The sequence below is a fragment of the Acetobacter sacchari genome (genome assembly GCF_017377715.1).
Classification (GTDB): domain Bacteria; phylum Pseudomonadota; class Alphaproteobacteria; order Acetobacterales; family Acetobacteraceae; genus Acetobacter; species Acetobacter sacchari.
This window is the reverse complement of sequence record NZ_JAFVMF010000008.1, coordinates 56656-70437: the sequence shown is the minus strand read 5'-3', so window position 1 is coordinate 70437 and position 13782 is coordinate 56656. Positions and strand designations below refer to the sequence as shown.

Below are 13782 nucleotides of genomic sequence, written 5' to 3'. Positions count from 1 at the left end.
TAAAAACAGAAACTTAGATCGTAATATGCCGCAATAATCCTTGAATGGAACCAACGCAGGCAAAACTCTATTTTTGTTTCAAAGACTGCCCGAACATCTGGATAAATCCGGACGCGCTAGAGAGAAAAAATGGACAGCTTCAATCTAGAAGCCGATCTCGTGGCCGGGATCGCAGACGATGACAGATCGTTGCACAATACCGACAAGACGATAGTTGGCCTGTTGCCCGCGTCATTCACACGCAGCAGCGCTGAGCGCGCATCTATGCAGCAGACCTTGCAAAAGAGCATTTCCTGCACCGGCATCGGTCTTCATACTGGCCGTAATATCTCCCTGCGTCTGGAACCCGCCGAGGCCGGATCCGGCATCGTCTTTCACCGCAGCGACCTCGACGCGTCTCCCATTCCTGCGCGTTACGACGCAGTGATCGACACGCGCCTCAGCACCGTCATCGGCGCGACTGAGCAACCGGGCAATCGCATCGCCACGATCGAGCATCTGATGGCGGCGCTCCATGGGTGCGGCATCGACAACGCATCCATATTCGTCGACGGACCGGAAATTCCGGTGCTCGACGGGTCCTCCGCCGACTTCGTGTTCCTGATCGATTGCGCTGGCGTCCGCGCTCAGGAAACTCCCCGGCGCGAGATCGAAATCCTGAAGACCGTGCGCGTCGACGAGGGCGACGCCTTCGCCCAACTCTCGCCGGACGCGCCACAGCGCCTCTCGCTCGCGATGAGCATAGATTTCCCTGCCCGCGCGATCGGACGGCAGGCGCTGTCCCTCGCCCTTGATCAGTCCGGATTTCGGCGTGAGCTGGCCTTCTCGCGGACATTCACCAACCGTCAGGAAATAGAAGCTCTCCACGCGGTTGGCCTCGCTCGCGGCGGTTCCCTGAACAACGCGATTGTCGTCGAAAACGAAGCGATCCTGAACCCGACAGGTCTCCGCGCGCCTGACGAATTCGTTCGTCACAAAATGCTGGACGCCGTCGGCGATCTCTACCTCGCCGGAGCAAGGCTGCACGGACGGTTCACTGGACACAAATCCGGGCACGGCCTCAATAACCGCCTGCTGCGCGCGCTCTTCGCCGATCCACTCGCCTGGCGCTGGGCCGGACCCGGCCCGACCTACCGCCAGCCAGCGCCGCGCCGCGCCGCGGCCTGAAGGCCAGCGGCCGAAAATTCCTCAGCTTCGGAAAGCGCTGCCCGCAGGCGCTCTCTCCGCCATCGCGGGATCCCGACGCCTATGCGCGTCGACAATCCGTGTTATAAGCGCAGCCGCAAATTGAGTTTTCCTGAGTGAGCAGATACGTGGCAAAACCGTCCTCGCGCATACCCAATAAAATGTCGACGAGGCTGGCCGGAGTCACCGCCTATGGCGGTTTGTCGTTGCTCCTCACAGGCTGCTCGCTGTTCAAGAACGAACAGCAGAAGCCGCCGGAACTCGCGGCGCCCGACACCATGTACAACAACGGCGTGGACGCCCTTCGCACGCACCGTTACGGCCTCGCGGCCGCTGAATTCGAGGCGTTGCAGCAGAACTACCCCTACTCCGGCTACACGGCGAACTCCCAGTTGATGGAGGGTTACGCCTACTACCTGCAGGACAAATATCCCGAAGCCGCGCAGCAACTCGACCGCTTCATCGAATTGCACCCGACATCGGCCGATTCCGCCTATGCGTTCTACCTGCTCGCCCTGTGTTATTATGAGCAGATCGCCGACGTGAAGCGCGATCAGCAACTGACGCTGGAAGCCATGGGTCGCCTCGAAGACGTCATCGCCCGCTTCCCGCAGTCAAAATACGCACGCGACGCACAGCTCAAGATCGATCTCTGCCGCGATCATCTCGCCGGTAAGGAAATGCTCGTCGGGCGGTATTATCAGCAGCAGCACAACTACGAAGGCGCTGTGAACCGCTACCAGCACGTGGTGCAGGATTACCAGACCACGAACCACGTAGCCGAAGCCCTCGAACGGCTGGTCGAGGTCTATCTCCGGCTCGGCCTGACCGATCAGGCGCGCCAGACCGGAGCCGTGCTCGCCTACAACTACCCGGGCAGCAAGTGGTATCGATACGCCTACAGCAACCTGAAGAGATATCGCCTGCTCGGCCCCAATATCCCGACGCCGGGGACGACAGTCGGCGCGCAGCCGAACACGAAAGCGGGCTCCACGGAGACTCCCGCCCAGTCAGCGGCGCGCGGCGTCGGTCGTGCAGACGCGCCGCCGTCCCTGTCCACCGCGCCGGTCGGCGGCGTCTCCGCCCAGACGCTTCCCTCCGCCGACGGCATGACGCCCACCGGAACCGTGACGCCGCGCCGGCCGACCATTACGCGCGCGACCGTGCCGGGTACGTCCGCCCAATAACAGCGGCGGCGGTTTTCCGGGCATGACCAGCCACAGGACACCTCGGTTACATCCATTCACGGCTCCCTTGGCTGGCCGCCGCCGTTTTGAGCGGCGTCGCTGGTCCACAGACCGTGACCTCAGAAGTCTCAATATTGGCGAAGACGTCCTGACTCTCTGTTTGCAGGACGCCTTTATCTCATCTAACCGGGTGACCGTCGTGCAGCTTACGCTTTGGCACAGAGCAGCAACGTCGGAACGACCCAACATGATTGAACGGCTCCGCCCGGTCACAATGCGTTTCGGCTTCAGACCCCGTCGCCAGATTCGATCAGGCGGACACATTTGAAAAAAGCGCGGCCGCCGTGGGAGGGAAAACAGCTTCCGCCATGTTGAGCTTTCTCTCCATTCGTGACGTCGTGTTGATCGAGGCTCTCGATCTTCCATTTCATCCCGGCCTGACCGCGCTTACCGGCGAGACAGGTGCGGGTAAATCGATTTTGCTGGACAGCCTAGGGCTTGCCCTCGGCGAACGCGCCAATGCCGGGCTCATCCGTTCAGGCGCTTCAGAAGCTCGGGTGACGGCCAGTTTTGAAGTCGCGATGGACCACAAGGTCTACACGCTCCTGACGGAACAGGGCCTGACCGCGGAACCCGGAGAGCCGATCGTGCTGCGCCGCACGGTCGCTGCGGATGGCCGCTCTCGCGCATGGGTCTGCGACCAGCCCATCGGCGTGGGGCTTCTCCGGACGATCGCCGGATCGCTGGCGGAAGTGCAGGGTCAGCACGAACAGATGGGCCTCGCCGATTCCGCTACCCATCGCGATCTCCTGGACGCCTTCGGCGTTCCGCCACGCCTGCGCGACGACGTGGCTCGCAAGTTCGCCGAATGGCGCAAGGCCCGGCAAGCGCTGGAGAGCGCGCAACGAGACATCGCGGAAGCAGCGCGGGAGGAGGAGTGGCTCCGCCATGCGGTCGATGAACTCGGCGCGCTCGCTCCCCAGCCCGACGAGGAAGTGCAACTCGCCGCCCAGCGCCTCGCGCTGCAACGTGGAGAACGACGGGCGGAAGCCGTGGCCGCCGCCCTCGCCGAACTGACGCCCCGCGACCGCCGCAATGCAGGACCAAGCGCCGCGTTGCGCGCCGCCAGCCGCGCGTTGCAGAAGCTGCTCCCGCCCCCCACCACTGCAAGCGAAGACGAAAACGCAGCGGAGGCCGAGCCACATCAGGCCTTGGCGCAGGAGGCGCTCGACGCGCTCGACGCCGCCGGGGCCGCACTGGCCGACGCGGAAGGGCTGTTAACGCGCCTCGTCGCGGATCAGGACGTGCAACCTCGTCTGCTCGAAGAAACGGAGGAACGGCTGTTCACCCTGCGCGCGGCCGCTCGCAAGCACGAAACGACGGTGGCGGACCTGCCTGCTTACCTCGAAAACCTGCGCGCCCGGCTTCTTGCGCTGGAAACAGGCACGGCACGGATCGAGGCGCTGGAAGAGGCTTTAACGGAAACCCGTCTGGCGTTCTCGACGGCAGGCGCAGCCTTGACTGAGGCCCGCACTCGCGCAGCCCGTAAACTCGAGACGGCTGTCGTGACGGAATTGAAGCCCCTGCGGCTGGAGCGCGCGCGTTTCGTCGTCGAATTGCAACCGATGCCCCCCGAACAATGGAGCGCCGCCGGACTGGAGCAAGTCGTGTTCCTGCTCGCCGCGAACCCCGGTCAGCCGCCGGGACCGTTGGGAAAAGTGGCCTCAGGGGGCGAGTTATCTCGTCTGATGCTGGCGTTGCGCCTGGCGCTGGCTGGCCGTTCCTCCATCGGCGCGCTCGTGTTCGACGAGATCGATTCCGGCGTCGGTGGCGCGACCGCCGCTGCGATCGGCGAGCGGTTACGCCGTCTGGCGCGGTCGATGCAGGTATTGGCGGTCACGCATTCACCGCAGGTGGCGGCCAGCGCCGACCATCACATGAGAATAGGCAAGACAGTGAGCGCAGGTCGCACGCAGACCAGCGCCGCCCCCCTTCCGGAAGATGCGCGACAGGAAGAGATTGCGCGGATGCTGGCTGGCGACGTCGTCACGGACGCCGCGCGGGCCGCAGCCGCGAGCCTTCTGGACGCGAGAAACTGAGCGTGCGGGGCCAGAGAGTTATGAGGACCTGAAAGTTATGGCGGGATATGACGACACGCCGGTCGAAATTTTGGACGAAGCAGCCGCCGCAGAAGAACTGACGCGGCTTGCGGCGCTGATCGCGCGCCTCAACCACGCCTATCACGCCGACGACGCGCCGGAAGTCTCCGACGCCGAATTCGACGCGCTGCGCCGCCGCAACGAGGCGATCGAGGCGCGCTTCCCGCATCTGATGCGCGTCGACAGCCCCACTCTTCGCGTCGGCGCGGCGCCGGATGGCGCATTCGGCAAACACCGGCACCTCGTCCCCATGCTGTCCCTCGACAACGTGTTCGACGAAGCGGAATTCGAAGCGTTCGTGACAAAGGCGGCCCGCTTCCTCGGGCTCGACGACGCGCGCACTGCTGCGCTCGCCTTCGTCGGGGAACCCAAGATCGACGGACTCTCGATCAGCCTCACCTACGAGAAGGGACGCTTCGTGCGCGGCACGACGCGTGGCGACGGGACGGAGGGCGAAGACGTCACGGCGAATCTGAAAACGCTGCGCGACCTGCCGCTACGTCTACGCGGGACCGCGCCGGACCTGATCGAGATTCGCGGCGAGGTGTTTCTTGCCAAATCCGACTTCCTCGCCATCAACGCGGCGCAGGCGGAGGTCGGACAGAAAGAATTCGCCAATCCGCGCAACGCGGCAGCAGGCTCCTTGCGCCAGCTTGACCCGAAGATCACGGCGAAACGTCCCTTGTCCCTGTTCGCCTACGCGGCGGGTTTTGCGTCAGCCCCGGTGGCGGCGTCGCACTGGGCGTATCTCGAACAGCTCAAGGAATGGGGCTTCACCGTCAATCCGCTGTCAGCGCGGCTGGCTGGCAAGGAAGAGGCTGAGCCGTTTTTCGAACGTATGGCGCGGGATCGCGCGACCCTCGCCTACGACATCGACGGCGTGGTGTACAAGATCGACGATCTCTCGTTGCAGGAGCGTCTGGGCTTCGCCGGCCGTGCGCCCCGCTGGGCCGTGGCGTGGAAGTTCCCGGCCGAGCAGGCTGTGACGCGGTTGCTCGACATCGAAATTCAGGTCGGTCGCACCGGCGCCCTGACGCCGGTCGCGCGGCTGGAGGCAGTGAACGTCGGCGGCGTGCTGGTGACGAATGCGACGCTGCACAACGCGGACGAAATCGCGCGCAAGGACGTGCGCATCGGCGATCTGGTGCAGCTTCAGCGCGCAGGCGACGTGATCCCGCAGATTCTCGGCGTCGTGCCGGAGCCTGATCGCGAGCGTGGCGAGCCCTTCGTCATACCAGATCATTGCCCGGTATGCGGCGCAACGGCGGAACGACCGCCCGGCGAAGTCGTACTTCGTTGCACGGGTGGCCTGACCTGTCCGGCGCAGGTCGTGGAACGACTGATTCATTTCGTTTCGCGCGGAGCGTTCGACATTGACGGTCTGGGCGACCGCAGCGTCCGAGAATTTCATGACGCAGAACTGATCGCAGCCCCCGGCGATATCTTCCGCCTGCCCGCGCATGAGGCCGAAATCGCGAAGCGGGAAGGCTGGGGCGCGACCTCCGCGCGCAACCTGGTGAAAGCCATCGAAGCGCGACGAACGATTCCTCTCCCCCGATTCATTTACGCCCTCGGCATCCGACGCATCGGCGAAAGCAACGCCAAGCTTCTGGCGCGGCATTACGGCTCCTTCACGCGCTGGCGTGAGCAGATGCTTGCGGCGGCCATCATCGGGTCGGAGGCGCGGCAGGAACTGGGAGAAATCACCGGAATCGGCGCGACGATCGCCGAGGAAATCGTCGCGTTTTTCGCCGAACCGCATAACCGCGCGACCCTTGACGATCTGGCCTCACAGTTGACGATCGAGGACGAGGTTCAGGAGACCGGCGGCCGTCTGGCTGGCAAGATAATCGTGTTCACGGGCTCTCTCCTCACCATGACCCGGCCGGAAGCCCGCGCGACGGCCGAGCGTCTGGGCGCCAAGGTGACCGACAGCGTGTCCAAAAGGACCGGTCTGGTCGTGCTCGGCGCCGACGCCGGGTCAAAGGCAAAAAAAGCAGCAGAGCTGGGCGTCGAAACAGTCGATGAAGCAGGGTGGCGGACGCTTGCGGGCCTTCCTCCAGCCTGAGGAAACGCCCACGGCGAAAATGTGACGCCAAAAAGGCGACTTACAACGAAATATATCCGTCCAAAAACGTGAGTTGCCGCAACGTCGCTTTCCCGGCATCATGCTTCACCGGGACCGAAACACGTTAGTCGACATAATATTAAATCCCAGCGACGCGTGTCTTCCTTTCAGTCCCTCCCCGGTCCGAGGGCTGTTGGGAGGCGTACGTCGCGTTCGGAGAGAGCGCTCGTCATGACGAAATGGGTATACAGCTTCGGCGGAGGCCTTAACGAGGGCGGCGCCGGGATGCGCAATCTGCTGGGTGGCAAAGGCGCCAACCTTGCAGAAATGGCGTCCATCGGGCTGCCCGTACCGCCGGGCTTCACGATTACCACTGAAGTCTGCTCAGCCTTTTACGAGAACGGCAACGCCTATCCGGACGACCTCGCCGGGCAGGTCGCGACGGCGCTCCACCGCATCGAAACGGCGATGGGTCTGACCTTCGGCGACGCCAACGCGCCGCTGCTGGTCTCCGTGCGCTCCGGTGCCCGCGTTTCCATGCCCGGCATGATGGACACCGTCCTCAACCTCGGCCTGAATGACGAAACCGTCGAAGGTCTGGCGCGCTCCTCCGGCGACGCCCGCTTCGCGTGGGACAGCTACCGCCGCTTCATCCAGATGTATGGCTCGGTCGTGATGGGCGTCCCCCATCACCGCTTCGAAGACCTCCTGGAGCAGAGCAAGCGCACGCTCAACGTGGCCGACGACACCGCGATCTCCGCCGAAAGCTGGCGCGACGTGGTCGAGGGCTACAAGGAAATCGTGCTGCGCGAGACCGGCAAGCACTTCCCCGCCGACCCGCAGGCCCAGCTCTGGGGCGCCGTCAGCGCCGTCTTTGGGTCGTGGATGAACCCACGCGCGCATACCTACCGTCGCCTTCATGACATTCCGGCCAACTGGGGCACGGCGGTCAACGTGCAGGCGATGGTCTTCGGCAACATGGGCGAAGACTGCGCCACTGGCGTCTGCTTCACGCGCGATCCGTCGACCGGCGAGAACATCTTCTACGGCGAATACCTTGTGAACGCGCAGGGCGAGGACGTCGTCGCCGGCATCCGCACCCCGCAGCCGATGTCAGCGCTTCGCGCCGCAGCCGAACAGCGGCCGATGGAAATCGTCCTGCCAGAAGCCTACGCCGAACTCCTGCGCGTCCGCGATCTGCTGGAAAAGCACTATCGCGACATGCAGGACATTGAGTTCACCGTACAGAGCAACACGCTTTACATGCTGCAGACCCGCACGGGTAAGCGCACGGCGGCGGCGGCTCTGAAGATCGCCATCGACATGGCGCTCGAAGGACTGATCACGCAGGAAGAGGCGATCCAGCGCGTTCCTCCTGCGTCGCTCGACCAGCTTCTGCACCCGACGCTCGACCCGAACGCCGAGCGCACGCAGCTTGCTCGTGGCCTGCCCGCCTCCCCCGGCGCAGCGGCCGGCGCCATCGTGTTCACGGCTGAGGAAGTCGAGGAGCGTGCGGCGCAGGGTCAGGACGTCATTCTCGTCCGTATCGAAACCTCCCCCGAAGACGTACACGGCATGCACGCTGCGCGCGGCGTTCTGACGACGCGTGGCGGCATGACGTCCCACGCCGCCGTCGTCGCGCGCGGCATGGGACGCGTCTGCGTCGCAGGCGCGGGCAGCATCCACGTCGACTACAAGGCGCAGACGCTGACCGCTGGCAGCCACGTGCTGAAGGCTGGCGACTGGATCACTCTCGATGGCGGCACGGGCGCTGTCTATGTCGGCAAGGTCGCAACCATTCCGCCGACCCTGTCCGGCGATTTCAGCACGCTGATGGGTTGGGCCGACGACGTTCGCCGCCTGCGCGTTCGCGCCAACGCCGAGACCCCGGACGATGCGGAGACCGCCCGCAAGTTCGGCGCCGAAGGCATCGGCCTGTGCCGCACGGAGCACATGTTCTTCGGCCCTGACCGCATCGGCCATGTGCGCCAGATGATCATGGCTGACGAATCGGAAGCCCGCGCCCGCGCTATCGACGCGCTGCTACCGTTCCAGCGTGACGATTTCGCGTCGCTTTTCCGCATCATGTCCGGCCTGCCGGTCACGATCCGTCTGCTCGATCCGCCGCTGCACGAGTTCCTGCCGCATGGCGAGACCGAGCTGGTCGACATCGCCAAGGCGCTGGGCCAGAGCGTCGAAGCCCTGCGCGCCCGTCGCGCCGCGCTTTCAGAAGCCAACCCGATGCTCGGTCATCGTGGCTGCCGCCTCGGCATCTCCTACCCGGAGATCTACGCGATGCAGGTCCGCGCGATCATGGAAGCGGCGATCCTCGTCTCCCGTGAGACCGGTGAAGCCATCGTCCCTGAGATCATGATTCCGCTGGTGGGCATGAAGACCGAGCTCGACCGCACCCGCAAGGCTGCGGAAGACGTCGTCGCGGCCGTGTTCGGCGAACAGGGCACGACGCTGGAATACCTGATCGGCACCATGATCGAGTTGCCCCGCGCCGCCATCACTGCCGCCCAGATCGCCGAGGTCGCCGACTTCTTCTCGTTCGGCACCAACGACCTGACGCAGACCACTCTCGGCCTGTCGCGCGACGACGCAGGCTCGTTCCTCCCCTACTACGTCGATCACGGCCTCCTGCCGAAAGACCCGTTCGTGTCGATCGACCGCGAAGGCGTGGGCGGACTGGTTCGCCTTGGCGCCGAGAGTGGCCGCTCCACCAAGCCGTCTCTCAAGCTTGGCGTCTGCGGTGAGCACGGCGGCGATCCGGACTCGATCGCGTTCTTCGAACAGGTCGGTCTCGACTACGTGTCATGCTCCCCGTTCCGCGTGCCTGTCGCACGCCTTGCTGCGGCGCAGGCGGCGCTACTGCGTCGCAAAGCGGCGGAAGTACCAGCCTGATCGGCGTGAACTGACGCTTTTTCGGAAAGGGCGGCGCGCAAGCGCCGCCCTTCTTCGTCAGGGGTTCACGTTTTCTCTGATTGTTTTCGTCCAGTTCACAACAGGACGTTTCCGCTGATCTCTCCTGCCTGGCGCAAACATCCGGGCACGACGGGCGTTCGTCCAGCCAACATTGTTGATAGTCCCATGCCCCACAGACGCATCCTCCTCCACCTTGTCTCCGGCGCTACTGGTCAGACCCTCGATTCCATGCTTCGCGCCTGCGTAGCCCAGTTCCCTGAACACGAGTTCGAGTTTCAGCACTGGAACCTGATCCGCACCCGCAACCAGTTGCGGCGGGCCCTGACAGGCATCGCCAGCGCTCCCGGACCTGTGTTGTCCTCCCTGACCGAACCGGACCTGCAACAGCACCTTGAAGAAGGTTGCGCGCGGCTGGGCGTGCGATTGCTCGACGTGATGACGCAGGCGCTCACGTTGCTGCAGGACGTTACAGGCTCCCACGCCTCCGGGCGCCCCGGCGGGCAATACGTGATGGACGACAATTATTACCGCCGGATCGACGCCATGCATTTCGTCGTCGAGCATGACGACGGGCAGCAGGCCCGTGAACTGAAGGAAGCAGACGTCGTTCTTGTCGGTGTTTCGCGGTCTTCAAAGACCCCGACCTGCTTCTATCTGGCGAATCGCGGGATCAAGGCGGCGAACATTCCTCTGATCATGGAACGCCCTTTGCCGGACGAGCTGTTCTCTCTCGAAATTCCTGTGATCGGCCTTACGATCGATCCGGATTCTCTTGTCGAGATCAGGCGCACCCGCGTGTCGTCAATGGTGCCAGCAAAGTCGCGCATGGATATGGCGCTGCACGAATCGCGCTACGTCGATCCTGAAGAAGTGCGCGCCGAACTTCTCTGGGCGCGGCGCCTCTGCGCCCGACATGGATGGCCCGTAGTCGACGTCACGCGTCGGTCGGTCGAGGAAACCAGCGCCGCCATTCTGGACATTCTCGAGCACCCGACTCCAGCCGGACTGCCGGGCTAAGAAGCCTCTTGAGAACGGCGTTTTTTTCGGAAGCGCCGTTCTTTCTCTACCCCGCCAGGAGCTCCTGCCCCTGGAGGGCGCCCGTCTAGATGGAGCGCTCCCGCCAGAGCGCCAGAGAATTTCTCGATCAGACGAAAACGGCTGATCGGATGAGGATGCTCGTTAAAAAAAGGGCTGGGGCCTTATCTACGAACAGCTACGAGGAGACAATGTTCAGAACAGAACGGGGATAATCGCATCGACGCGAGATCACCCGTCATGGCGCCTGAGCAGTCGTTTTTTTGCTGAAACGGAAGAACGAACAGGGGGCTCCCGGCGACCCGCATGAATCTCGGCCATGTCGCTTACGACCGTTGTTGAGACGTCACCCTGCTCCCGCTGCGCAAACGCGGGAACGAAATAATGTGCGAGACCGCCGAGATTATTGAACGGCTATACGGTAGGTACGCGAGAAGCTGCGGCCTTCAGGTCCAGTCGTCGAGAGCGTCGTCAGGTCGGTTCCGTGATATCCGGGATTCGGCCGATAGACCGCAGCGACGCCTGCATGTTTACTCATGTTGCAGGCGTATCGCTGTTTGTCGGACGCAGGATAGGCGGAGTAATAAGATCCCGGCCGGATATCCACCGTCCCGTTGGACGGACGACTATCCACGGTAATGACCGACGCCCCGGCGGACGAACAATCGGGCTGCAAGACCACCATCGTCTGCAGCGGAACTTCGCGCCCATCTACTGATGTGACGTCGATGATTCGACCGGTCGACGCCACATACTGGTTGCTTGCCACAACCTGAAACGGGCCTGTGACGCCGCACCCGGCGGTCAGAAGACACGCAATCAGGACGCTCTTCGACGAAACTCGGAACGACGGTCTACGCTTCATGGATCGATCCTGACTGGTCACGCGGGGGTAGGATACTCCTTCGACCACGCACCTGAAAAGACGGCAAGCGAACGGCTTATCGCCGGCCGCACGGCACCGGGCAAACACAACCGGCGTCCCGGGCGGCTTTCCGCCTGTTACACGGCACTTCGCAACAGCCTCCAGACGGGTGTGTGAGACAGCACGATGATCGCCAGCCCCAGCCCTATCGCCGCTCGCCCGGCTACAAAGGTAATCGCCTCCCGCAGTTCCTGCCGCGCGGCCATCTCCACAAAGGGATCGGGCGGCAACTGTTCGACCGACGCTTTCCGCCCGTTCCGCCGCCGCTCGGCCTCTGACAAGGACAATCCCGCCCGCTCAAACAGACCGGCACGGTAATGATCCAGCGCGTCGACACGAAATCGGCCCGGCGAAAACATCTCAGGCCCACAACGCATTGTCGTCAGAAGTCGCATGCAGAGAGGCGTCACGCCGAGATATCGCGCCGCGTCGTGACGCGACAGCACCTGCCTGTTCGGGAACGCAAAGACTGTCGTTCCCGTCGGCTGCGCGTCCCCTGTCGGCGTCGGCTCGATCATGGGCGTAGCAGACTGTAGAAAGTCGCCCCGAGTCAATTTTCATGAGCGCTCACCTGCGTCACGCATCTGTGCGTCGTGACACAGGCTGGAAAGAAGTCGTTCTGGGCGTGCGCGGCAAGACGCAGTTCCGAACATCATGATTGAAGGGCTGTAACGACTGGGGACAGCCGCGTCCCGATCATACACAACCACGCCGTCTAGACGAGTTTTTGAAAATACTTTGTATATTAGGCAGGGTAGCCAGAAGCGACCGCCGCCTTTGCAAAAAAAAACGGACTATGCCCGGAAACGACGCATACTGGCGTCGACCACACAGCGTCCGCCCGGCCTTATGAGCGACGTAGCCCCCTCACCAGTTCGAACAGAAGAGAAACGTCGCCTGCGCGCCTCAGCCCCCTACGGTCAGACGCGCGCGAACGCGATCGGCGCCGATCAGCGGCAACAGATCCCGTAACTCCGGACCGTGTTCCTCACCCGTCAAAGCCAGCCGCAAGGGACGAAACAGGGCCTTGCCCGAGCGGCCTGTCGCCGCCTTGACTTCCGCCGTCCACGTCGCCCAGGTCTGGATGTCCCAGGGTTCAGGCGGCAAAAGATCTACAGCCTGGGCTAAATAGGCCCTGTCTTCGTCCTGCACCGGCGGCGTGATATCCCCGTGGGTGACGTCCCACCAGTGACGCGCTTCCGAGAACAACTCAATATTTCCGCGGATAGCGATCCAGAACGCTTCGGTGGCGCCTTCGGGCAGCCTGTCGCGCACCGCCTCGAAGGCCGTCTGCGCCAGAACCCGGCGATTCAGCGCAAGCAACTGACGCATGTCGAAACGTGCGGCGGATTTCGAGATATGCGACAGGTCATAGGACGCTGCCAAAGTGTCGAAATCCAGAGGCTCCGGATCATCCGAACTGCCAAGACGCGCGAGATAGGACACCAGTGCAGAAGCCTCCACGCCGTCCTGCCGCAACGTCTTCAGCGAAAGCGAGTCGAACCGCTTGGAGAGCTTGCCGCCGCCTTCGTCCAGCAGCAGCGGAAGATGCGCGAACCGGAAACGGTCAGCGCGCGCCCCCAACGCCTCGGCAATATCGATCTGCACGCCGGTATTGGTGATGTGGTCTTCACCGCGAATGATATGCGTGACCCCGGTTTCAAGATCGTCGACGACCGACGCCAGAGTGTAGAGGACAGTCCCGTCCGCACGCACCAGCACCGGATCGGAGATCGCGGTCAGCTTCACCGAACATGACCCCATGACCATATCGGCCCAGGCGCGGATCTCGTCGGAAAGGCGGAAGCGCCAGTAAGGAACCTTGCCGTTCGCTTCGGCCTGCGCCCGCTGTTCGTGCGTCATCTTCAGCATGGCGCGGTCATAGATGGGCGGCTTGCGCTGGCGGATGCGCATTTCGCGCTTCGCCGCCAGTTCCTGCTCAGTCTCAAAGCACGGATACAGCCGCCCCGAACGCTTCAGCGTCGCGATCGCGGCCGCGTATCGGTCCAGTCGTTCGGTCTGGGAGAAGGTTTCGCTCCATTCGATCCCCAACCACGACAGGTCGGTGCGAATGGCCTCGGCATAGGTCTCTTTCGACCGCGCCGTGTCCGTGTCGTCGATGCGCAATTGGAACGCCGCCTTGTGACGGCGAGCGAACAGGGCGTTGGCGATTGCCTGACGGGCGTTGCCGACATGGAGCATGCCGGTGGGGCTGGGCGCGAAGCGTAATTTCATGCGTGGTTATATGCCGCCGACCGCGCCGAAACGCCAGAGCCGACCGCGACGGTTCGACAA

The 13782-nt window shown here is 63.5% G+C and carries 9 protein-coding genes; 6 read left to right on the top strand and 3 right to left on the bottom strand.

Features of this window, described 5'->3' with window-relative positions; translation table 11 throughout:
* The first annotated feature begins 264 nt into the window (after positions 1–264).
* The 6 genes from lpxC (at position 265) to J2D73_RS08600 (ending at position 10544) form a co-directional block, all read left to right on the top strand.
* Positions 265–1167, top strand: coding sequence for a UDP-3-O-acyl-N-acetylglucosamine deacetylase (gene lpxC, locus J2D73_RS08625; protein ID WP_408736833.1), 903 nt, complete (start codon positions 265–267; stop codon positions 1165–1167).
* Between the two features lie 179 nt (positions 1168–1346).
* Positions 1347–2372: an outer membrane protein assembly factor BamD gene (locus J2D73_RS08620; RefSeq protein ID WP_086642710.1), complete on the top strand. Its 1026-nt coding sequence runs from the start codon at positions 1347–1349 to the stop codon at positions 2370–2372.
* 368 nt (positions 2373–2740) lie between these two features.
* Entirely contained in the window at positions 2741–4471 is a 1731-nt protein-coding gene (recN, locus tag J2D73_RS08615; RefSeq protein ID WP_207881191.1) for a DNA repair protein RecN, read from the top strand.
* A 37-nt stretch (positions 4472–4508) separates the two neighbouring features.
* Entirely contained in the window at positions 4509–6599 is a 2091-nt protein-coding gene (ligA, locus tag J2D73_RS08610) for an NAD-dependent DNA ligase LigA (protein WP_207881190.1), read from the top strand.
* 231 nt (positions 6600–6830) lie between these two features.
* Positions 6831–9506: a pyruvate, phosphate dikinase gene (ppdK, locus tag J2D73_RS08605; protein ID WP_207881189.1), complete on the top strand. Its 2676-nt coding sequence runs from the start codon at positions 6831–6833 to the stop codon at positions 9504–9506.
* 186 nt (positions 9507–9692) lie between these two features.
* Positions 9693–10544, top strand: a complete 852-nt coding sequence (locus tag J2D73_RS08600; protein WP_207881188.1) for a pyruvate, water dikinase regulatory protein — start codon at positions 9693–9695, stop codon at positions 10542–10544.
* A gap of 421 nt (positions 10545–10965) precedes the next feature.
* On the opposite strand, the gene J2D73_RS08595 is transcribed toward J2D73_RS08600, so the two are convergent.
* From J2D73_RS08595 to gltX, 3 genes are all read right to left on the bottom strand, one after another.
* A complete protein-coding gene (locus J2D73_RS08595) occupies positions 10966–11427 on the bottom strand; it encodes a hypothetical protein (RefSeq protein WP_207881187.1) in 462 nt (153 codons plus the stop codon).
* Between the two features lie 137 nt (positions 11428–11564).
* A complete protein-coding gene (locus J2D73_RS08590; RefSeq protein WP_207881186.1) occupies positions 11565–12005 on the bottom strand; it encodes a hypothetical protein in 441 nt (146 codons plus the stop codon).
* 388 nt (positions 12006–12393) lie between these two features.
* The gene (gltX, locus tag J2D73_RS08585) at positions 12394–13722 is read right to left on the bottom strand and encodes a glutamate--tRNA ligase (protein WP_207881185.1); all 1329 of its coding nucleotides are present in this window, start codon (positions 13720–13722) and stop codon (positions 12394–12396) included.
* Positions 13723–13782: the final 60 nt, after the last annotated feature.